We start from the raw sequence: 21,605 nt of genomic DNA, 5'->3' as shown, positions 1-21,605 counted from the left end.
ATGAGTCAAATGACGCTGCTGCGCAACCCTAAGCAGCGCAAGCTGCTGCTGAGCGCAGGCTTAAGCTGGATGTTCGACGCAATGGATGTCGGGATGGTTTCCTTTGTCGTTGCGGCGCTGGCTAAAGAATGGTCGCTGGGTCCGGAAAAGATCGGACTTCTGACCAGTATAAACTCAGTGGGAATGGCAGTAGGTGCTGCTGCGGCCGGTATTCTGGCCGACCGGTTCGGCCGCAAGTCGGTACTGCTGTGGACCCTGCTGATCTTCTCGGCAGCAAGCGGATTATCGGCATTTGCTACAGGGTTTGCGGTACTGTGCGCCCTGCGTTTTGTAGCCGGCTTCGGGCTTGGCGGTGAATTGCCGGTCGCTTCGACGCTGGTGTCTGAGAGCATGCCTGCAGCAGAAAGAGGACGGGCTGTCGTCCTGCTGGAGAGCTTTTGGGCGGTAGGCTGGATTGCCTCGGCTTTAATTGCATTTTTCATTATTCCGGACTACGGCTGGCGGATCGCGTTTGCCATCGGTGCTGTTCCGGCGCTGTATGCCCTGTACTTGCGCAAGGCAATTGATGATTCCCCGCGGTTTAAGGAGATGAAGAAGCAAAAGCCTGTGCCGCTCGGCAAGCGGATTGCGGCGGTCTGGTCACCGGAATACCGCCGTTCAACCATTATGCTGTGGGTCCTCTGGTTTACTGTCGTATTCTCTTATTATGGAATGTTCCTGTGGCTTCCTACGGTAATGGTGCTGAAGGGCTTCAGCCTGGTCAAGAGCTTCGAATATGTACTGATTATGACGCTGGCCCAGCTGCCAGGATACTTCACGGCCGCCTACTTTATTGAGAAGTTCGGCCGTAAGTTCGTGCTGGTTATCTATCTGCTGCTGACCGCTGTCAGTGCCGCCTGGTTCGGTAACGCTACTACGGAAGGAATGCTGATGGCTGCCGGCATCTGCCTGTCCTTCTTCAATCTGGGTGCTTGGGGCGGCATGTACGCTTATAGTCCTGAGCTCTACCCGACAGCGGTCCGTTCGACCGGTGTGGGTCTGGCCACCTCCTTCGGGCGAATCGGCGGTATTCTGGCGCCGCTTCTGGTCGGAGTGCTTGTAGGGAAGGATATAAGCATCAGCACGATCTTCATGCTGTTCTTCGTAACGATTGTCATCGGGGCACTAGCCGTGCTGCTGCTTGGCAAAGAAACAAAGGGAACGGAACTGACTTAATCAGTTCATGTAAACCCGCAGACGGTCCCGCCGGTGTATTCCGGCGGTTTTTTTGTCAACAATTCCGCCTATTTAAGCCAGGTGTTCAAAATGAAGCAGCAGCCGGGAGGGAGAGCTCCTGGCTGCTGCTGTTTCGCCGCTCAGTTTCTATTTTTCACAACAATAAAAGTCAGTATGGCGAGCAGCAGCAGACCCGCAGCAGACCAAAGGAGCGACCAATCGAGTGAAGCTCCGCCGGCATATTCTCCGCTATAGTCCGCTCTAATAAATGTTCCATTCCCCGGATTGACCGCAATTGCCTCACTGATGTTAACGCCTTTAATACTGTAATATTTAGTCCCCTTTGGATAGTAGTTCGAAAAATTACCGGAGTAAGTACCTTCCTCATCTGAATATTTTGTAACCTGACCGATCATTGAGTCCACTTGTTCAGCATCTACCCGTTTGTCCGAAATGAGATACGACTTTCCTTCATTTACAACAAACCGGTTCGCCCAATCGGCATGAACAGCCCTTACTGTCAATAAAGTACCGGCAAGACAGAACACAATCAGCAAAAACAGAGATTTTTTCAAAGGATCCCCCCCTTTCATGCCTATAATTAGACGAATATAGTTCAGTATTGTTGCGCTATTACCGCTATTGCGGACTTAGCAGTACATATAGTATATTCTTACTTGGATACACAAACGAACGTTCTCATTGTCCGGCCTTGCGCGTGACAGATGCTCATCATAAGATCTTGAGGCGCGGCGCGCTCAGGGTCTTATTCTATATGCAGGCCACGAGCCGTTGACCGCTGCATCTGTCGTGCACGCATATGATATAATGTTGAAATGACTATGGTATACGAGTGGGGAGATTACGGATGGCGAGAGACAGGGAGGGCCTGCATTTTTCGGAGCTGGTCTGGGAGAGTACAGAACAGGATATGGCGGTTCCTCCGCGGGAATCCGGACACAGCCCGTCTAAAGAGCATAGCTCTGTGAAAAAAAAGACGGACAAAAGCGGACAGGCTGGCGGAACTGCTCCTCAGCAGCTGCAGCTATGGGATTTGGAGCAGGGAAGCCCGCCCGCTTCAGCAGAATTGGCTGTGCAGAAGGCGGATCAGCCGAAAGAGTGGAATGTGCCGCCAAAAGAACCCCGCATGAAGTCTGCCCCGCCGCTGCCGCGTACTGCCGCTGCCGCTTCCCCCGCCAAGAAGGAGACGGAAAGCGAATTTGTGCAGCAGGCGGCTGAGCTGGAGGATATGACTGCAGATGAAGCGAAGCTTGTTCCGTTCAAAAGCTACTGGCCAACCTACAGCCATATGACCGCCGAACAGAGCCGCTGGTACTTCTACTGGCGGAATGAAGTAAGACAGGGACGGTACCCCAAAACGGATCTGTCTTACATTTTTCTGCATGTATATGAGCTGATTAACGGTATCGGATGGCGTGACCCTGGTGACGGTTACCGGCAGCTTGGGCTGATCTGGGAAGCTTACCGGACTCAGTATAAACGGCTGGACCAGTATCTCGGCAGCTGGATGGCAGATTTCTCCTTTGTTCATAAACTGGATGTTCCGCTTTCACTGATCGTTGCCCGCACACGCGGATTGTCCGGCGATCTGGCAGAGATCGAACTGCTTCGCTGTCTCACCTCCGCCCCGGAGCAGCTGACCTTTGAGGTCCTGACTGTGATGTCCGATTATGATATCAGCAAGTCCAAGTTCTATGCCGGTGAAGGAAAGGAAGCGGCTGAACGCTACATACCGCAGGTGGTAGCCTTAATCGACGCTTATGTCGCGAAAAAGCACGGGGCGCGGCTGATTGAAAAATTCCCTCCGGGCCCTCCCGTCATGCGGGAGCGCTACCTGTTCCGCAGTGCTGTGTATGATATATCACGATACGGCTATTCTGTACTTGTACCTGTCGTACGGATCAGCAAGCTGCTGCCGCTGCGCAGCCTGATTACCCGCCTGTTCCGGCTGACCGAGAACAAGCTGCGGGAGCTGACGGGCTTCCGCGGCCGGCTGAAGGATATCCGGATTGACCCGGACATGGACGAGCTGATCACCAAATATCTGCAGCGGGAATTCCGCAAAGCAGAGCAGGAGGCCAAAGGTCCGGCGGTTGTGATCGACAGGGCGAAGCTGGAGCAGCTGCAGAGCGATTCCGAGGTTGTCCGCAGTCTGCTGACGGTTGAGGCTTATGAGGAGCCGTTGGTGGATCAGGAACAAAGGCCAGAACCGCAGCAGGAGATAAAGCAGGATGCCGAGCCGGCACAGGAGCAAAGGCTGGAGCATAAGCAAAAGCCGTCACAGGATTTCGGGCAGCAGCCTAAGGAGAGCGCTGAAGCTCCTGGGACAGCTGATGTTCCTGTTCCCTCTGCCGGTATTCCTTCAGAATGGATGGAGCTAAGCGCAGAATTGCTTCCATTGCACCGGGAAGTACTGCTGTCACTGGCTGAGGATAACGGACCTGCACAGGTTGATAGGATTGCAGCAGCTGCCGGGACGATGCCGGAGCTTTTATATGATGAAATTAATGAGCATGCGGTGAACATACTCGGTGACCTGCTGATCGACGGCGGGGAGCTGGCTGAAGAATGGAAGCCAATGCTGCATTTATTAATGAGGTGAATGATTAAATGAGTGAACTAAAAATACCAAAGCGGATGACCACGGCACTGGTCAATTCCCTGACTGCCGGAGTCGTGCCGCGGATCGGACTGGAGCATATCGCTGTCGGCCGCCGGCCGGAGGTGGAAGCGATTCTCCGGGATATGGAGAATATTGCAGACGGCGGCGCGGCCTTCAAGCTGATTACCGGTAAATTCGGCAGCGGCAAAAGCTTTTTACTCCAGATTATCCGCAACTATGCGATGGACCGTGACTTTGTGGTAGCGGATGCTGACCTGTCGCCGGAACGCAGGCTGGTGGGAACGAAAGGGCAAGGGCTGGCCACCTACCGGGAGCTGATGAGCCACCTGTCGACCCGTACCCGTCCGGACGGCGGCGCACTGGAGATCATGCTGCAGAAATGGATCATGGGCCTTCAGCAGGCTGTGGTGCAGGAAAAGGGGCTTACTGCGGATGCCCCGCAGCTGGCGGAAGAGGTGGAGCAGCGGATTTACAGTGTCGCTTCCGGGATGCGGGGCTTAGTGCACGGCTTTGATTTTGCCAAGGTGCTGGCTTCTTACTGGAACGGCCATAAGCTGGCCGAGGATGAGCTGAAGCAGGATGCGCTGCGCTGGCTGCGGGGCGAATTCGCCACCCGGACAGAGGCGCGCAAGGCGCTTGGGGTCGGTGTCATCATTGACGACGATAACTGGTACGATTATATGAAGCTCTGGGCGGAGTTCACCGGGGCGATCGGCTATAAGGGGCTGCTGCTGTTTATTGATGAAGGTGTGAATCTCTACAAAATCACCAACAGCATCTCCCGGCAGAGCAACTACGAGAAGCTGCTGACTATGTTCAATGACACGATGCAGGGCAAGGCGGAGCGCCTGGGAATCTTTATCGGGGGCACCCCGCAGTTCGTTGAAGACGGACGGCGCGGTCTGTTCAGCTATGAAGCGCTGCGTTCCCGGCTGGTGGCGGGGCGTTACGGTGCAGCGGGGCTGAATAATTTTACCGGGCCGATTATTGCGCTGGAGATGCTCTCTCATGAAGAAATTCTGGTGCTGCTGCAAAAGCTGAGGGATATTCATGCCCTGCACTACGGTTATGAAGCCAGACTGACCCAGGAGCAGCTGGTGCATTTCATGGAAGAAGCGGTGGGCAGGCTTGGGGCGGACGAGCTGCTGACCCCGCGTGAAATTGTGCGTGATTTCATGGATCTGCTGCATACGCTGAGCCAGCATCCTGAGCTGTCCTTTGAGAAGCTGGTCGGTGAGCGGACGATTAAACCGGATGCAACCGGTGAGAATGATCTGGACGGCCTGCTGGCGGAGTTTGACCTATGAGCAGCAACCCGTTCTACAGGCTTGCTCCTTTTATTAAAGAGTTTATCTACAAGAACCGCTGGGAGACCTTGCGCGAGGCCCAGGTGGATGCCTGCCGTGTGCTGTTCGACACGCCGCATCATCTGCTGATCGCCTCCGGGACGGCTTCGGGGAAGACGGAGGCGGCTTTTTTTCCGGCGCTGACCGAGCTGTATGAGCGGCCGTCCGATTCCGTGGGCATCCTCTATATCGCGCCGCTCAAGGCGCTGATCAATGATCAGTTCACACGGTTAAATGATTTGCTGCGCGAAGGCAATATCCCGGTCTGGCACTGGCACGGTGACGTTCCGCAGGCCGACAAGACCAGGCTGATGCAGAAGCCTTCCGGCGTCCTCCAGATTACGCCGGAGTCGCTGGAAGGCCTGCTGATGAACCGGCCGAATGCCATTCCGGCCCTGTTCCATGATCTGCGCTTCATCATCGTCGATGAAGTGCATGCGTTTATGGGCGCGGACCGCGGCATCCAGGTGCTCAGCCAGCTGGCGCGGATCTCGCGGATGGCCGGTTGCCATCCGCGGCGGATCGGGCTCTCCGCTACGCTCAGCGACTATGCCTCCGTGACGGAGTGGCTGGCCGCCGGCACGCGCGAGAGCGTAGAGGTGTCCGCGCCGCAGGGCGGGCGCAAGCTCCGGCTGAGCGTGGAGCATTTCTCGTTCCCGGATGCGCGGGACGAGGTGCAGGCCGAGCGGCTGGAGCAGGCGCGCCAGGCCTATTACGGGTTCATCTACGACCATACGCATCTGAAGAAGGCGCTGGTCTTCACGAACAGCCGCACGGATGCGGAGGAGACCATCCTCGAGATGCGGCGGGTGGCCGCGAAGCGCGGGGAGCGCGACGTGTTCCATGTGCACCACGGCAGCATATCGGCGATGCTGCGCGAGGAGACGGAGGCCGCGCTCCGCGAGGGCTCCGGCCCTGCCGTTGCCGCAGCGACGCTGACGCTGGAGCTGGGCATTGACCTTGGCGAGCTGGAGCGCGTGCTGCAGCTCGGCGCGCCATACAGCTGCGCGAGCTTCGTGCAGCGGCTCGGTCGGTCCGGACGGCGCGGCGATGCCGCGTCCGAGATGATCTTCGTCACGCCCGAGGAGGAGGACGAGGAGGCGCAGCTGCCTGCGCGGATGCCGTGGACACTGCTGCGGGCCATTGCCGTCATCGAGCTGTACGTGCGCGAGAAATGGGTTGAGCCGCTGAACGTGCGCCAGCTGCCGGTAGGGCTGCTCTATCATCAGACGATGAGCATCCTCAAGAGCATGGGCGAAGCCGAGCCGGAGGAGCTGAAAGAGGCAGTATTGACGCTGCCTTCCTTCCGCGGGATTGATCCGGCGGACTATGATGCCTTTATGGAATACATGATTGCGATGGGCCATATCGAAATGATGGATGAGGGCACGGTGCTGATCGGGCTGGCAGGTGAGAAGATCGTGAACAACTTCCGTTTCTACGCGGTGTTCAAGGATGATGAGGAGCATGTCGTGTATAACGGCACCGAGGAGATCGGTTCGATCACAACCGTGCCGCCGCCGGGCTACTGCTTCACCCTTGCCGGCAAGCTGTGGAAGATCGAAGAAGTCGACAACCGCCACAAGGCGGTTTATGTCAAAAGCTCGCGCGGCAAGGTAGACACCCTATGGCTGGGCGCCGGCGGTGATGTGCATACCCGGATCATGGCCAAGATCCGCGAGGTGCTGGGATCGACAGCGATATATCCGTATCTTGCGCCGAGCGCTGCCGCCAGGCTGGAGCGGGCGCGCCGGCTGGCGAAGGAGAGCGGGCTGCTGACCCGCCAGGTACTGCCGGCCGGCGGCGATTCTATCTTTATTCTGCCCTGGGCCGGCAGCCGGCAGTTCCGTACGCTGGAACGCCTGCTGAAGAACAACCTCAAAGGCAGGCTCGGCCTGCGCTCCGTCGTACCGATGGAGCCTTATTACATGGTCGTCGCCGGCAAGGCGGATGCAGAGACGCTGGAGGCGGAAATCCTGGCAGAGACTGCCGCTGCATCCGACCCGTTGTCCTTGCTGAGCAAGGATGAGGCCCCGTATCTCGGGAAATACGATGAATTCATCCCGCATGATCTGCTGCGCAAGGCCTTTTCCCTGGACGGGCTGGATGTTCCGGGCCTTAGGAAGGTTCTGAAGCAATGGAAGCCGGCAGAATAAGAAAATGCTACATGTAAGCTCAACAGGCGGCAGCCAAGGAGAAGGGTATCCTTGGCTGCCGCTTTTATTTGTACCCTAAAAGAACGGATGATTCATAGTTTAAACGCTAATAATAGTCACGCGAACTTGAGAGGTGAGGTGATCCATAAATAATGTTCTGGTCCAAAGGAAAGAACCGGAAATCAAATAAGGTGATACTGAAGCTTCCGTCAGATCCCGAAGAGGCCGCCGCCAGCAAACAGCTAAGCGAAGACCTTCAGACCAACGAGACGGCATTAAAGGAACTATTCAGGAATTGTTCGGACGTAGTATTCCGCGACGTTATATTAGCAGCTGATCACAAGCTGCTCCTCATATATATAGATGGACTAGTCGATACGATAGCACTGGACCAGTTTGTTCTCGAGCCGGTCATTCGTGACAGTTTAAGAGATGACAGGCAGCCGGAGCAGATAAGGGAAGTGATTGAAAAACAGCTTATAGCCGTAGCCGCAGTCTGTAAGCTCACCTGCCTGAATGAGGCTGTCCAGGATATTTTAAAGGGCCATGCCGTGCTCCTCTTTAACAATGAATGCCTTGGACTCAGCGCAGAATTAAAGGGCGGTAATGTCCGCGGGGTGGAGGAGCCTTCTTCAGAGCCGGTGGTCAAGGGACCCAGAGAAGGATTTACTGAGGCACTGCGTACAAATACGAGTATGGTACGGCGAAAGCTGAAGACGCACCGCTTGAAGATGGAGAGCTTGACCGTAGGGGAGCTGTCACAGACCAATATTGTAATCTCCTACATCGCAGGGACCGTCAAGGACACGATTGTACAGGAGGTCCGCAGCAGAATTGGACGAATCAGGATTGACGCCGTTCTGGAGTCGGGTTACATAGAGGAGTTTATAGAGGATGCGCCGCACTCCCCGTTTCCAACCGTCCAAAGCACGGAGCGCCCGGACATCGTGGCGGCCAACTTGGTTGAGGGCAAGGTAGCTATTTTTACGGACGGCACTCCCTTTGTCCTGATTGTTCCCTTTACTTTCTGGGCAGGCTTGCAATCCGCAGAAGATTACTATAACCGGTCTCTATATTCCTCGGCAGTCCGTGTAATCCGCGGTGTGCTGTTGACAACATCGGTATTTCTGCCTTCGCTATATGTTGCCGTTGTTAACTTTCACTCCTTAATGCTTCCCACAAGTCTGGTGCTAAACTTCTCTGCAGCGCAGGAGAACACGCCTTTTCCGACGGTAGTGGAGGCATTTATGATGGAAATGATTTTTGAAGGCTTGCGCGAAGCAGGGATCAGGCTGCCCAAACAGGTTGGATCGGCGGTAAGCATTGTTGGCGCACTGGTTATTGGCCAGGCAGCTGTACAGGCAGGAATTGTGTCGGCACCCGTTGTCATTATTGTTGCAGGTACCGGGATTGCCTCATTTACCATTCCGCGCTACAACCTGGGCTATGCTTTGCGTCTGCTGCGTTTTGTCATGCTGATTCTGGCGGGAACGTTAGGGCTGTATGGAATTGCACTCGGGACACTTACCCTGCTCCTTCATCTGGTGAGCCTTCGCTCGTACGGTGTTCCGTACTTCAGTCCGATTGCCCCATTGATGCCTGAGAGTTTGAAGGATGCTTTGTGGAGGGCGCCGCGCTGGAAAATGACCGTCCTACCTAAGCAGACGACTCCGGATCGTCTCGAACGCGTACCCGAGGGACAGGAGCCAAAACCGACCAAATAAGGGTGGTGTACCTTCATGTTTAACAAGAAAGCTGGAGCTTTAATGGTTAGTCTATGCCTGGTCCTCATTACCGGCTGCTGGGACAGCAAAGAGCTGAATGATCAGGCTCTGCAGATGGGGGCAGGGATCGACTTGGATGAAAATGGGGTAATTGTACTCAGTAACCAGTTTGCACTCAATTCCAAAGGCCCTTCCAGTGAAGGGAACCAGCAGCAAGCCTCCTACACTGAAGTAACGAAAGGAGAGAACGTGTTCCAAGCATCAGTCAATATGCAGACCAGAGTCACAAGAAAGATTAACCGGGGACAGCGCACCAGTCTTGTACTGGGTGATAAAGTAGCCAGACAGGGGATTAAAAAATTTATTGACATCTATACCCGGGTCTCAGAGGCTCAGCTCAGAAATGACTTGCTTGTTGTAAAGGATGGTTTAGCCGCAGAGTTGTTAAGAAGCACAACACCGTTTGGCAGTCTCTCGCAAAGAGAATATTTCAAATTGCACCAGGCTCAAGATGAAATAGCAGATACTACCTTTATGAACCTGCTTCGTTCTGTGAATGGCCATACCAAAAGCGGCGCAATTGTTCCTGCGCTGGAACACATCCGGGCGCCGTTCTCCAAGTCGCAAGACGAGAAGAAGGAGATGCAATTTGCCTATGCGGGGATAGGCATTTTCGATAACGATTTAAAGCTGCAGGGCTTCCTCAATAATGAAGAAGCTTCAGATGTATTATGGCTGCTCAAAAGAGGGCATACGCAGAGCATTTCTGCCTACATTCAGGAAGGCTACGGGCTCGTCACTGCGCATTTAAGCCGTTTAAAATGCAAAATGAAACCCGTCTTTGGAGAAAATATTGAATTTCGTATTGCTTTAAGCGGAAATGCCGATCTGATGGATAATGGAACCAATCTGGATCTGTTCCAGGAATCAAACATTAAACTGATTGAACAAACCATGGAAAAGAAAGCCGAAAAGCAATTTACTCAGCTGATCAAGAAGATCCAGACAGAATTTAAAACAGATATTCTTGAGTTTGGCGATACCATCTTCCGTAAACATCCGAAGCAATGGCGTTCATTGGAGAACCGCTGGGAAGCTGAATTCCCGAAAGTTGCCGTTTCGGTCAAAGTGAATATCAAAGTTAAACGGATTGGTTTAACCGGTGCGCCGGTGCAAATGCAGGAAGAGGAGATTAAAAAATAAACCCTTGTTCAAGCGTGTTGTTCAGGAGTAGCCTGCTTTTCGGCGTATTCAGGTTACCAGGAGCAGGATGGCCGGAATCACAAGAAACAACGGTACCCAGACATAAGGTGTAATAATCCGGACAGCTATCACGTAGATGTGATTGATCACATTGGTGGATATGGTAAACCCGATTATTAAGGTGCAGGCAGCAGCCGGCAAAATAAGCGGACGGATGCTTTTTAATTTCAGTAGAACCTTGAATCCCAGCAGTGCGGCTAAGATTTTAATATACAGCTTAATGAAGGCAGTACTGATAAAATAAACCACCACAAAGGGATTTAAGTTGGTTATAAATCCTCCGATATTCACCATGCCCGTCAACGAATAAAGCGGATATATGCTTCTTTTGAGAAAGGCATCTCCAAATACCGTAATAGCCAGCAAATCAGAAACAAGAAAAAAGATGGAGGCCAGGATCGTTGCGGCTATGGTTATTTTCCATACTTTTTTCTGTCGATTGGCCAGCGTCCAGATCATGGCTAAAGCAATCGACTCCCCGTAGGTCTGGCTAATCCCTTCCGGATAGACACTGTTCAGAACGGGAGCCCATCCATCCCATAATACAGGCAGCAAAAGCTTAAACTCGATAATATGGGAGTTTAAGAGCAATACAATCTCGAGACCGAAGAGAATAAGGATTAAGGGAGTTAGTATTTCACCCAGCCGGGCCACATTTTCTATTCCCAGATAGAGGCCATATATGAGCACGAGTAAAAAGGCAACGACAATGACAACCGGCGGTGTTTTGGGCAGCAGCGTGGTAGGAACCAAATCTCTTAGGGCACCAATGCCCCGGCCTGCGTCAAACAGAAAACTAAGCGGATACAGCCAGGCTATGGGAATGCCGATCCACTTGCCGAATTGTCTTGGAAACCACTCTACCAGGGTCAGCCCGGGATTCATTTTCATAAGTGCGATGTACATTGAGATTATGATCATGCCTGCAATAGAAGATAGAACCGTAACGATCCAGGCATCACGTCCCGTACCCGCAGCAAATCCAAAAATAATGGTCGTACCCAATTGGTAAAGGAAAGTGATAGCAAACAGTTGATAACTGGATATTCTGACCAATAATATCGCTCCCGCCTTAACGCACAATAATGAAATCCAATCAATTACAGTCATTATCGCCACCAACCGATGAAGATAATCACAAACCGATTTGCGGCGGATATAGAAAAAACAAACCTTTATTCTGCAGTTCGCACCTTGTTGAGAGCGCTTAAACGAATGATAATTAGCCTATCACGAGTTAGGGGGCATAACAGACATGGTCAAAAGAAACATGCAGAAAACACTGGCAATCGGATTCAGCGCAGTAATGGCACTTAGCCTGGCCGCATGCGGTAACTCTGGCAATAAGGCTGACGAATCCGCAGCCACCAACGCGCCCAAGAGCACAAATAATGCTAACAGCGGCGGAAATGCTGCAGAGCCTGCACCGGACAGCGGCAAAAAAGTAACGCTTACGTTCCAGAACATCTACCCGGACCCGGCAACGCCTTCACACAAGATGATTAACGAGCTGACTGAACAGTACATGAAGGAGCATCCGAACGTTACGATTGAGCTGGATACACTGAATACGGATCAGCAAAAGGTCAAATTAAAAACACAGGCCGCTTCCAAGGAAGTGCCTGATATTACGATTGTTAACCCGGCTGCGCAGATGAAGCCGTTCGTGGATGCCGGGCTGTTCGCCCCGCTGAACGATATGCTGGACCAGAACGGGCTGAAGGACACGTACCAGGAAGGTCTGTTGGACTATTACAGCTTCGACGGCAATGTGTACGCACTCCCGGACGGCAATAACATCGAGGTTGTGTACTACAATAAAGAGTTATTTGAACAGGCCGGCATTGCCAATACGCCCACTACGTTCGAGGAAATGCTGCAGGATGTCAAGATTTTGAAGGAGAAGGGTATCACACCGCTGGCGATCGGGGAAAAAGACTCCTGGACCGGTTCCTTCCTGTTCATGAATATCCTGCTGCGCACCAACGGCGGCCCGGGCTTCCTGCAGGATGTGCTTGACGGCAAGAAAACATTCGAGGACCCTGCGTTCATCGAAGCGGTTGACGCGTTCCAGCAGCTGGTGCAGGCCGGAGCCTTCCCGGATGGGGCAACCTCCATTGATGCAAATGCCGGCGGTAATATTTTTAAATCAGGCAAAGCCGCCATGTGGGTCATCGGCTCCTGGGAGACGGGCGCAATCGACGCTTCCTCTGTAGCCGGCAAGGTAGGCGCATTCCAGTTCCCGACGGTTAACGGCAAAGGCAATCCGAATGAATTCATGCTGGCCCCGGGCAGCGCCTTCGCAGTCTCCGCAAACAGCGAGCATCTTGCCGAAACCAAGGATTTCCTCAATTTCTTTGCTTCCAATCTGCCGAAAAAGCAGTTCGAGCTGAAAAATGCCGTAGGACTCGGCCAAAAGGTAGACGGTGACCTGAAGGCGGCAGGTTACTCCGATCTTGCTGTTAACATTGCCGGATTGTTTAACCAGGTGCAGGGCGGGGATCTCGCTTTTGATAATACGATGAATCCGGCCACCGCACAGGTCCACCTCAGCAGCATCCAGAATCTGTTCGTGCAGAAGGTGGATTCCGCGGCAGTGGCCAAGGAGCACCAGCAGGCTTTTGAAGCTAACAAGGAGTAAGCATAAACGATTGCGGTTTTAAGCGGCTCCGGCCGGGCATCATCCCATCATCCCCTTCACCGGTGCGGATAACAGCTGAACTAAGGCTGCTCCGCGCCGGATTGTAATGGGCATAGATAAAAGAATCTGCTTGATCTGGAGGCGGGAAAGATGAAAGTACTTAAGGTGCCAGCGCGTACAATAGCCGTCTTCGTATTGCCGTGTCTGCTCTTATATGTGTGCCTTGTGTTCATACCCATACTGGTGTCTGTATATACTGGTCTGCTGAAATGGGACGGCTTGTCGGCGGCAACGTTTATCGGGCTTGGCAACTTCAAGGATATGTTCTTTAATGACCCTGTGTTCTGGCCTTCGGTAAAAAGAACCCTGCTGTACGCCGTCGCCTCCATGGTGGAAATTCCGCTGTGTCTGCTCATGGCGGTTCTGCTGAACCGTTATCTGCGCAGAGGCAATACGCTGGTGTCGATTTATTTTACACCGGTTATTCTGTCTGTCGTTATCATTGGACAGCTGTGGAAGACCGTCTACAATCCTACCTCCATGGGCGGTATGCTGAACGGGGTGCTGGTCTCCCTGGGACTGGACAGCTGGACGCATAACTGGCTGACGGAGCCGCAAATCGCGATGTACGCACTGTATTTCGTATCCCTTTGGCAATACTTCGGCTATCATCTGCTGATTCAATATACAGGTGTGCAAAATATTCCCGATGAGCTCTATGAAGCAGCCAAAATTGACGGGGCAGACGGCTTCAAGGCCGACCGTTACATCACCCTCCCGCTGATCGTCCCGATTTTCAAAATATCGATTGTGCTTGCTTTTATCGGCTCGCTGCAGGCCTTTGATCTGGTAATGGTCATGACTGCCGGAGGCCCGGCTCATGCTACTGACGTGATTTCAACGCATATGTACAACAGCTCATTCGGCTCCTTTAAATACGGATACGGCAGTGCGATCGCGACCTTCCTCGTTGCGGTGTGCCTGGTTTTCACCGGCTTTATCAATATGATTTTTAACCGGATCGACCGTAAATTTAATTAGACAAGGGGTGCACGGTGATGCAAACATTCAAAAAAGGAATCGTGTATCTGCTGTTCGCTATTCCTGTAGTAACCCAGCTGTATCCGCTGCTCTGGCTGCTGCTATATTCACTTAAGACAAATGAGGAGATTATGGACGGGAGCTTCTTTTCCTTGCCGAAATCGTTTCAATGGCATAATTACAGCGAGGCTTATACCTCGGGCAACTATCTGAAGTACCTGGGCAACAGCGTGTTTGTAACGGGGATAACGATGGTGTGTGTCATTGTGCTGTCGTCTATGGTAGCCTACGCCATCTCCAGGTTCCGCTGGAAGTACGGCGGTGTGGTGATGACTATTTTCCTGATGGGGATGATGATCCCGATGCAGGCCACGCTGCTGCCGCTGATGATTATTTTCAAAAATATCCATGTCCTTAACACGCACTGGTCGCTGATTCTGCCGTACATTGCTTTTTCCACACCAATTGCGGTCTTTATCCTGTCGGGCTTTATGCGCGATATTCCCCATGAGATTGAAGAATCGGCGTTTATCGACGGAGCGAGCGTGTACCGGATTTTTACCAGCATCATTCTTCCGGTGTCGGTTCCGCCTGTTATGACGGTGTGCATTCTGACCTTCATCAATATCTGGAATGAGTATATTCTGGCCGCCACGTTCATCTCTGCCGAGAAGCTGAAGACGCTGCCGTTTGGGGTATACACCTTTGTCAGCCAGTATTCGGTCAATTACGGGAATATCGGCGCTTTTCTCGTCATGGGGGCCTTGCCGGTGATCCTGATCTACTTCTTTCTGTCAAACCGGATTACAAAGGGCATGGTCGCTGGGGCGGTCAAGGGCTAAAGGCCGTTGCTTTCTAAAAAGTGTTGGAATTATAATAGGGAACGGCAGGACAGATCAGGTAGGGTGAAGGAGGAGAGTCTTATGCGAAACGGCTTTCATTCCATCCATAACCGGTTGTTTCTGCTGTTTCTTTTTTGCATGTCCAGTATTCTGCTTAGTGTCAGTCTGCTGTACTACAACCGGACAACGGAGCAGCTGCATGAAAAGATCAGTGATTTGTCGCAAAAGAACGTCGCTCAGACAGCCGGGCTGTTCACCCTGCTCTATAAGGGGTATGACGCGCTGTCGAAGTCACTCAGCAATAACTTTGAGATGGTGCGCCTGCTCAATGAGAAAACGGATGAACCGGCGGTGGCCTACATAAATGAACAGACAATTACGAATATCATCGGCTCTATTTTTTATTCGCGCGATGATCTCGTAGGTATTCATGTCATTACTGACAAGGGCAAAATCTATAATTACGGCAACTATATGAATGTGGTCGATCCGGACTACAGGGCAACGGACTGGTACAAGCAGCTAAAGGCTTCCTCCGGTAAAATGGTCTGGCTAGGCGTCTATGAGCATTCCCTGATCGATCAGGTGGAGGATAGTCCGGTATTCGCCTTCGGGCGGCAGATTTTTGACCTCAATGAGCATAAGCCGATCGGCATTGTGCTGTATGAGACCAATCCCGAGCCGGTGCTGGATGCGCTGGATAATCTGAAGCTCGGCGAGCACAGCCAGGTGTATCTGATGTCGCAGGACGGCCGGTTTGTCTCCTCCGCTACTGACCCTACTCCGGCGGTAGAGAATCTGCCAGCCTTGCCCGCCTATGAGAAAGTGATGGTGAAGCAGGAGGCGGACAGGCTGATTGTGGCCTCGAAGCTTTCTTTTTCAGGCTGGTGGGTCATGTCGATTACGCCGGATCAGGATCTCAATGTAGAGCTGGTCGAGCTGAAGCGTTATCTGCTGATTGTCATTTCGGTTCTGATCCTGGTGTCCACGCTGATTGCGTTTATCGTCTCAAGGACCATTTCCTCCCCCCTTAAGAAGGTTATCCGCGAAATGCGGCAGGTGGAGGTCGGGAATTTCCGCGGAATGGTCAAGGTGTCGTCCTATCAGGAGATCAACATTCTGGTTGCGGCCTTCAACCGGATGGTCCGGCGGATCGAAGAGCTGATTGAACGGGTGAAGCTGTCGTCTGTTAGTGAAAAGAACGCCGAGCTGCACGCGCTGCAGTCCCAGGTTAACCCGCATTTTCTGTATAACACGCTCGATATGATCTACTGGATGCTGGATGAGGAGGGCAACGAGCAGCTTGGTGAGCTGGTGCTTTCCCTGTCCTCGATGTTCCGTTACAGCAGCCACTGGGAGGACGGGGCCGAGGTGACGCTTGCGGAAGAGCTGGAGCAGACCGGCCATTATCTCGCCATCATCTCGATCCGCCTGGAAGGCAGGCTGCAGATTGTAACAGATATCAGGGAGTGCTGGCTGGGCTTCAAGCTGCCGAAGATGACGGTGCAGCCGGTTATTGAGAATGCGGTTAAGCATGGACTGGAGCCGCTGGACCGCCAGGGGATTCTCAAGGTGTATACCTGTGAAGAAGACAATATACTTAAATTAGTAATAGAAGATAACGGTAACGGCATGACAGAAGCCGAGCTGCAGCGGCTGCTGGATTCACTGGACGACAGAGGGCCAAGAGAACCAAGCAAAGGCGGCATCGGGCTGCAGAATCTGCACCGCCGTCTCCAGCATATGTTCGGGGACAGCTACGGGCTGCAGATTCAGAGCTATCCGGGGACGGGGACAAGAGTTTCCATTCTGCTGCCGCCCGCCGGGGAAGGAGATTCCATTACGTGAACATACTTATCGCCGACGATGAACGGGTCATCCGTGAGGGCATTATGCGTACCATCAAGCATCTCTACCCTGAGTATGAGGTATATGTTGCGGAACGGGCCGAGGAAGCGGTCAGGCTGATGGATGAGCAGCATATTCACATTGTCCTGACCGATATTCTGATGCCGGGGATGAGCGGTCTGGAATTAATGAAGATGTCCAGGCGCAGATTTCCGTATGTGAAATGGGTAGTCATCTCCGCCCACAGCGAATTTGCCTATGCCCAGGAGGCCGTCCGGCTGGGTGCCAGGGATTATCTGCTCAAGCCGATCGGTAAAAGCAAGGTACAGGAGATAATCAGCAGTTTGACGGAGGAGATCCAGAGGGACCAGGATCTAACCAGACAGGGGGAGCGGCTGCGGGCCAGTCTGCGCTTCCTGCGGGAAGGTGTATTTCAGCGGCTGGCATCGGGCCTTGATATAGGCAACCTTGATTTGAGCCCTTTTATCGCGGATTACAGCAGCTATTATCTGATGATGGTGCAGCTTGATCCTGGTGAAGACGGGGTAAGGCTGGAGCATTATATCGTGGAAAATGTGCTGTCAGAGCTAGTTGAGCGGCACGGGCGCGGTTTTGTGGTCACCTATGACCGCCGGAGCCTGCTGGGTCTGATTACTTTAGGTGCTCATTCGCAGATTGGACCGTTTCTGGCGGAGCTGCAGGAGCATCTTAGCCATTATCTGAAAATCCCCTTCCAGCTGCTGCATTCCGGCTTAAGCAATGACTTCAGCAGCGTGCCGCAGCTGGTGAAGCGGATGCGGGAAGCCTCAGCTTCGCCGGCCTTTGAGCTGGAGCCGCTAAAGGGCAGCGGAGAGAAGGCGGTCGAGGTGGCACTGCACTATATCCGGGAGCATTATGCCGAGGATCTGTCCCTGGAGCGGATGGCTTCGGTCGTCTTTCTCAATCCGGCTTATTTCAGCCAGCTGTTCAAGCAGAAGACCGGACAGGGCTATAAGGAATATGTAACCTCACTCCGGCTGGAGCAGGCCAAGCTGCTGCTGCTGAATCCGAAGCTGAAGCTGGCCGGAATTGCCGAGCGGGTCGGTTATCAGGACGTGAAGCATTTTACACAGATGTTCCGCAAAAGGACCGGACTTACACCGACCGAATACCGCCAGCAGGCGAACATCAACATTCAGCTGTCCAAGGGGAACCCGGCGCAGTAAAAACAGCAGCAGATTCCGGTATCGAAACCGGTGTCTGCTGCTGTTTGCCGTATATACCTTGAAATGATACGGTTTGCGGCTAGATACTATTGTAGTTGCTGAACGAATCTCCTGATCCGACTGCGAACAAAATAATGACCACGAAAAACAGGATGAGCAGCGCATAAATAATCGTGCCGACAATCCCGCAGACCAGACCAGCAATCGCCAGGCCCCGGCCGCCCTCATGACGGTTCCGAATCTCCTTCAGCGAGAGTGCAGACAAAATAATCGCCACGATTCCGAACAGAAGGCCGATGTAAGGAGTGATGACGGAGAGAATCCCCAATACCAGTGAGGCAATCGATTTGCCGTTCGTGTGTGCCGGCGGAGGCGGCGGGGGGGGGATAGTAATCCTGTTGCTGACCATACGGTTGATAATTCATGAATAAACTCCTTTAAGTTAAGTAGTAGTTGCTCGGCTTATTAAAAGCTCATACGTCCATTATATTACATTCGTTGCGGGTATAGCAGACTCCAGTTTCACTTATTTCTGCTGCGGGGTGTAATTGATCCAGTGCTCCAGCTTGACTGCCAGAGTAAGCCCGGCAGCTTCAGCAAGCCGGATGGACGCTATATTGATATCCTGCACCTGATATCTCGGTATGTAACCGCGCGCCAAGGTATGATGAAGCGCCGTCTTGACAATACGGGCAGCCAGCCCCTGTCTCCGGCCGGTTTCCGCCGTATGCACTGCCCCGATCTCCCAGATCTGCTCCCCGTTACGGAAAACGATACAGGTACTGAGCGGAGTCAATTCCTTGAAAATAGCTGCCGAGAAGGCGCCGTCCTCAAAATATTGGGCAAGCTCTTCCGGTGTATAGCCGTTCTCCATCCAGAGCGGCAGCAGGCGTTCATCCAGCTGTTCGCTGACGATAGCTTCCTTATCCGGTTTGAATATTTGTCCGGGGGTGGTGCTGAAGGAATAAAAGCTGCGGACCTGCGTAAGCGGAAAATGAGGGGCGACAGCAATCCTCGCTTCCTGCTGGAGCTTGAACACCAGGTTGGCATCAGCGGGAATCCTGCTTATGAGATCAGGGAGTACTTCCGGATTGTTGTAATCCATGAGTACAACATAATCCGCTTCCGGATATACCCTCCTGTCATAGGCAAAGACATCAGCCGGTAACAGCAGCAGAATCCCCCAATGCTCTGCTTGTTCCACTAAATAGCTGTCCATAACCTGATGATAGGCCGTCATCATTTTGAGCAGTGTCACATTTTTCAGCGGATTTCTGCGCAGGTAACGCATGATATCATCGTAATTGTTCAATTTATTTATCACCCCGTTTAATCGGCAAGCACTGCTTGTCTCTGATTCCCCATATTTTACTATAAAACAGCCTGTCTGGCTTTACTTATATCTCCGTATCTGCTTGAGCGTTAACACTGCGGCGGTACCGAACAGGCTGAGCAATACGCCTGCAGCGCCCATGACCATGGAGACTCCGAAAACATCCGCACCTGCTGAGAACACGGCCAGACCGAGCGGTGGGGCGACACTCATTAGCGAGCCCAATACGCCGAACATGCGCCCCTGCAGCTCTCCGGGCACCTCCAGCCTGAGGATGATATTAATCAGCAGCGTACTGAAGGAGAAGGTGAAGCCGATCAGCAGAATGACAGGAAGAGCCGCGTTCATCACTGAGGTGACGGACAGAAGGATATAGAGCGGACCGAGCAGCACCAGGCTTGCAGACACAACGATGCCGCGGTGCTTGAGTCTTTTTCCCGCCAGAATAATCATCCCTGAACCCAGCATATAGCCCAGCGGAATACTGCTCTCCAGCAGTCCGAACTGAAACGGCGTCGCTTTCCAGACCTGAACGGCCATTACCTGGGTAAGCATCAGGCAGGACAGGAAGAACATCGTGAGCACCGGCAGCAGAATGGTAATGGATCTGGCAAAAGCGTGACTCCAAATGTAGCGGAAGCCTCCGATTACATCCTGTTTGAAGGAACCGGCTGTCTGCACGTCTGCGGTATGGCCGGCAAAAGAACCGGCTGCAGCAACCAGAAGGCAAGCCAGCAAAAACGTAATCCCGTCAACGAATACCGCCCAGGCTCCGCCGACCGCTGCAACGAAGATCCCGCCAAGGGCATAGCCGAGGGTCCGGGAAATATTTTCTGACAGGGTCATCCAGCCTGCCGCCTGTTGTATGGAGTCTTTTCCGACAACCGGGAGCAGGGAAGCCTGGAAGGCAGGGGCCTGAAACTGGCCGGCTGCCGTTACGATTCCGGTTAAAATAATGATGAGCAGATAGGAGGGAGACTCCAAGGTGAGCGTGAAGGCTATGGCCAGCACGGTAAAGCTCTGGACAAGATAGGAGCTTATAATCAGCGTTCTGCGGTTCATCCGGTCGGCAAGAGTACCGGTCACGCTGCCCAGCAGGGAGCAGATCAGGAGGTTGCTGATCGTCAGGATGCTCATCATCCGCGCGCTGCCCGTTGCCTGCAGCACCCACAGGCTGAGCGCCAGCGCATGAAAGGCATTACCCAGGACGGAGAGTGTGCTGGCAGTAAACAGTAAAAGAAAAGTCCTGTTTTTGTGCAAAACGGGGTATTTCCTATATCCTTCAGGCAAAACATTGCTGGAACCGCCGGCAGTCGGAATCATAGCGCAGCCTCCTCATTTAACTTGGCTTAGTAAACAGCGGTAGAGAGTATAATGCTTAACTTAAACGTTTAAGTTATTATAAAGAAATTAAGGGGCAACATCAATCAAAAATTGATTGCCGGCAGCGATTGCAGGGTCATTCGGAGCAGATTTCAGTGTCACCATTAGTTCAAAGGCAGTCTGTGCCCGGTCATTTTGAAACTGAATGATCTCTGTATCCGGCTGAACAATTTCCGGAAATCCGCAGGTGCACAGTGCCGTAAGCGAGGAAGAGAGCCCGGTGCGTTCGACCGCTTTTGCCAGAAACTCATTAATTACAATCACATGCTTACCATGGTTCCGCAGCAAAAAGACTTCGAGTTCTTCAGAAAGCCTGACCGCATCAGCCGCTACATAAATATCTTCCGTAGCAAGGCCTGAGCTGTCCCTAATCCAGTCGGTAAGTGCCGTGTTGTGAAAGCTCTCCATAATTAAGCAGGAAGGAACAGCCGCCGATGATACAGCCGTCTTAAGAGCCTGGGGGTAATTATAATTCACCTGATTAAACATCCGGTCGTTAATCAGACTGCCGATCAGAATCAGGGGCACACCATCCACAAAATTAGCTGAAATCCGGTAAAACATCTCATCCAGTACATCCACGACAAAAACGGCGTCCAGCTTGCGCTCCCGGATGACATCCATCGCCGGATTCAGCGGATCGAGGCTGATTATGAGGGTATGATAACCGGCAGAGGTAAGTCTCGACTCCAGGCTATCTGCAAAAGTCATATGGCTTTGACGCTTCCAGTAAGGGAGATTCGGAGATTTATTGATTAGAATACCGACCATGCCTGTCCGCTGAACAACAAGAGAGCGCGCTGCCAGATTGGGGACGTAATTCAGCTCTTTAGCGATTGCAAGAATGCTCTGGCGGGTGGGGTCGGGAATGGTCTGGTTTTTAACATTATTCAGCACATAGCTGACCGTAGCCACCGATACGTTAGCCAGCCGGGCGATATCCTTCATCGTTGCTTTCTTCATC

General features: G+C 52.8%; 17 protein-coding genes. 11 read left to right on the top strand and 6 right to left on the bottom strand.

Annotated features, from left to right (window positions below; genetic code table 11):
* Positions 1-1,215 (top strand): MFS transporter, encoded by a 1,215-nt coding sequence (locus NST84_RS15860; protein ID WP_342561153.1) that lies wholly within the window; start codon positions 1-3, stop codon positions 1,213-1,215.
* A 140-nt stretch (positions 1,216-1,355) separates the two neighbouring features.
* Here NST84_RS15860 and NST84_RS15855 read toward each other — a convergent pair whose 3' ends face one another.
* Positions 1,356-1,790 (bottom strand): hypothetical protein, encoded by a 435-nt coding sequence (locus tag NST84_RS15855; RefSeq protein WP_342561152.1) that lies wholly within the window; start codon positions 1,788-1,790, stop codon positions 1,356-1,358.
* Between the two features lie 293 nt (positions 1,791-2,083).
* Between NST84_RS15855 and NST84_RS15850 the strand changes: the two genes are divergently transcribed.
* The 5 genes from NST84_RS15850 to NST84_RS15830 all read left to right on the top strand — a co-directional run bounded on the left by NST84_RS15850 (position 2,084) and on the right by NST84_RS15830 (position 10,288).
* Positions 2,084-3,838: a TerB N-terminal domain-containing protein gene (locus NST84_RS15850; protein ID WP_342561151.1), complete on the top strand. Its 1,755-nt coding sequence runs from the start codon at positions 2,084-2,086 to the stop codon at positions 3,836-3,838.
* 8 nt (positions 3,839-3,846) lie between these two features.
* The gene (locus NST84_RS15845; RefSeq protein WP_342561150.1) at positions 3,847-5,166 is read left to right on the top strand and encodes an ATP-binding protein; all 1,320 of its coding nucleotides are present in this window, start codon (positions 3,847-3,849) and stop codon (positions 5,164-5,166) included.
* Positions 5,163-7,361 (top strand): DEAD/DEAH box helicase, encoded by a 2,199-nt coding sequence (locus NST84_RS15840; RefSeq protein ID WP_342561149.1) that lies wholly within the window; start codon positions 5,163-5,165, stop codon positions 7,359-7,361. Before NST84_RS15845 ends, NST84_RS15840 begins: the two co-directional genes overlap by 4 nt.
* 191 nt (positions 7,362-7,552) lie before the next feature.
* On the top strand, positions 7,553-9,085 hold the full coding sequence (locus tag NST84_RS15835) for a spore germination protein (RefSeq protein ID WP_342561148.1): 1,533 nt from the start codon (positions 7,553-7,555) through the stop codon (positions 9,083-9,085).
* Between the two features lie 15 nt (positions 9,086-9,100).
* Complete coding sequence (locus NST84_RS15830; RefSeq protein WP_342561147.1) at positions 9,101-10,288, top strand: Ger(x)C family spore germination protein; 1,188 nt, start codon at positions 9,101-9,103, stop codon at positions 10,286-10,288.
* A 48-nt stretch (positions 10,289-10,336) separates the two neighbouring features.
* Here the strand turns inward: NST84_RS15830 and NST84_RS15825 are convergent, their stop codons facing one another.
* Positions 10,337-11,467, bottom strand: coding sequence for an endospore germination permease (locus NST84_RS15825; RefSeq protein WP_342566450.1), 1,131 nt, complete (start codon positions 11,465-11,467; stop codon positions 10,337-10,339).
* Between the two features lie 136 nt (positions 11,468-11,603).
* Here NST84_RS15825 and NST84_RS15820 point away from each other — a divergent pair, with 136 nt between their 5' ends.
* The 5 genes from NST84_RS15820 to NST84_RS15800 all read left to right on the top strand — a co-directional run bounded on the left by NST84_RS15820 (position 11,604) and on the right by NST84_RS15800 (position 17,925).
* Complete coding sequence (locus tag NST84_RS15820) at positions 11,604-12,989, top strand: extracellular solute-binding protein (RefSeq protein WP_342561146.1); 1,386 nt, start codon at positions 11,604-11,606, stop codon at positions 12,987-12,989.
* Between the two features lie 150 nt (positions 12,990-13,139).
* The gene (locus tag NST84_RS15815) at positions 13,140-14,030 is read left to right on the top strand and encodes a sugar ABC transporter permease (protein ID WP_342561145.1); all 891 of its coding nucleotides are present in this window, start codon (positions 13,140-13,142) and stop codon (positions 14,028-14,030) included.
* A gap of 17 nt (positions 14,031-14,047) precedes the next feature.
* Positions 14,048-14,872 (top strand): carbohydrate ABC transporter permease, encoded by an 825-nt coding sequence (locus NST84_RS15810; RefSeq protein WP_342561144.1) that lies wholly within the window; start codon positions 14,048-14,050, stop codon positions 14,870-14,872.
* Between the two features lie 81 nt (positions 14,873-14,953).
* The gene (locus tag NST84_RS15805) at positions 14,954-16,720 is read left to right on the top strand and encodes a sensor histidine kinase (RefSeq protein WP_342561143.1); all 1,767 of its coding nucleotides are present in this window, start codon (positions 14,954-14,956) and stop codon (positions 16,718-16,720) included.
* Positions 16,717-17,925, top strand: coding sequence for a response regulator (locus tag NST84_RS15800; protein WP_342561142.1), 1,209 nt, complete (start codon positions 16,717-16,719; stop codon positions 17,923-17,925). The genes NST84_RS15805 and NST84_RS15800 overlap by 4 nt, the downstream gene beginning before the upstream one ends.
* A gap of 79 nt (positions 17,926-18,004) precedes the next feature.
* Here the strand turns inward: NST84_RS15800 and NST84_RS15795 are convergent, their stop codons facing one another.
* From NST84_RS15795 to NST84_RS15780, 4 genes are all read right to left on the bottom strand, one after another.
* Positions 18,005-18,334 carry a DUF4190 domain-containing protein gene (locus NST84_RS15795; RefSeq protein WP_342561141.1) on the bottom strand — a complete coding sequence of 110 codons (330 nt, stop codon included), beginning with the start codon at positions 18,332-18,334 and terminating at the stop codon, positions 18,005-18,007.
* A gap of 117 nt (positions 18,335-18,451) precedes the next feature.
* Positions 18,452-19,237 (bottom strand): GNAT family N-acetyltransferase, encoded by a 786-nt coding sequence (locus NST84_RS15790; protein ID WP_342561140.1) that lies wholly within the window; start codon positions 19,235-19,237, stop codon positions 18,452-18,454.
* A gap of 81 nt (positions 19,238-19,318) precedes the next feature.
* On the bottom strand, positions 19,319-20,581 hold the full coding sequence (locus NST84_RS15785; protein ID WP_342561139.1) for an MFS transporter: 1,263 nt from the start codon (positions 20,579-20,581) through the stop codon (positions 19,319-19,321).
* An 87-nt stretch (positions 20,582-20,668) separates the two neighbouring features.
* A complete protein-coding gene (locus NST84_RS15780) occupies positions 20,669-21,604 on the bottom strand; it encodes a LacI family DNA-binding transcriptional regulator (RefSeq protein ID WP_342561138.1) in 936 nt (311 codons plus the stop codon).
* Position 21,605: the final 1 nt, after the last annotated feature.

Source organism: Paenibacillus sp. FSL R7-0345 (assembly GCF_038595055.1).
Classification (GTDB): domain Bacteria; phylum Bacillota; class Bacilli; order Paenibacillales; family Paenibacillaceae; genus Paenibacillus_AQ.
The sequence above is the reverse complement of the archived record's forward strand: the minus strand, read 5'-3'. Positions and strand labels throughout refer to the sequence as shown.

Coding starts and splice junctions, on each gene's coding strand:
- NST84_RS15860 (WP_342561153.1), top strand. CDS start 1: ATGAGTCAAATGACGCTGCTGCGCAACCCTAAGCAGCGCAAGCTGCTG.
- NST84_RS15850 (WP_342561151.1), top strand. CDS start 2,084: ATGGCGAGAGACAGGGAGGGCCTGCATTTTTCGGAGCTGGTCTGGGAG.
- NST84_RS15845 (WP_342561150.1), top strand. CDS start 3,847: ATGAGTGAACTAAAAATACCAAAGCGGATGACCACGGCACTGGTCAAT.
- NST84_RS15840 (WP_342561149.1), top strand. CDS start 5,163: ATGAGCAGCAACCCGTTCTACAGGCTTGCTCCTTTTATTAAAGAGTTT.
- NST84_RS15830 (WP_342561147.1), top strand. CDS start 9,101: ATGTTTAACAAGAAAGCTGGAGCTTTAATGGTTAGTCTATGCCTGGTC.
- NST84_RS15820 (WP_342561146.1), top strand. CDS start 11,604: ATGGTCAAAAGAAACATGCAGAAAACACTGGCAATCGGATTCAGCGCA.
- NST84_RS15815 (WP_342561145.1), top strand. CDS start 13,140: ATGAAAGTACTTAAGGTGCCAGCGCGTACAATAGCCGTCTTCGTATTG.
- NST84_RS15810 (WP_342561144.1), top strand. CDS start 14,048: ATGCAAACATTCAAAAAAGGAATCGTGTATCTGCTGTTCGCTATTCCT.
- NST84_RS15805 (WP_342561143.1), top strand. CDS start 14,954: ATGCGAAACGGCTTTCATTCCATCCATAACCGGTTGTTTCTGCTGTTT.
- NST84_RS15795 (WP_342561141.1), bottom strand. CDS start 18,334: ATGGTCAGCAACAGGATTACTATCCCCCCCCCGCCGCCTCCGCCGGCA.
- NST84_RS15785 (WP_342561139.1), bottom strand. CDS start 20,581: ATGATTCCGACTGCCGGCGGTTCCAGCAATGTTTTGCCTGAAGGATAT.
- NST84_RS15780 (WP_342561138.1), bottom strand. CDS start 21,604: ATGAAGAAAGCAACGATGAAGGATATCGCCCGGCTGGCTAACGTATCG.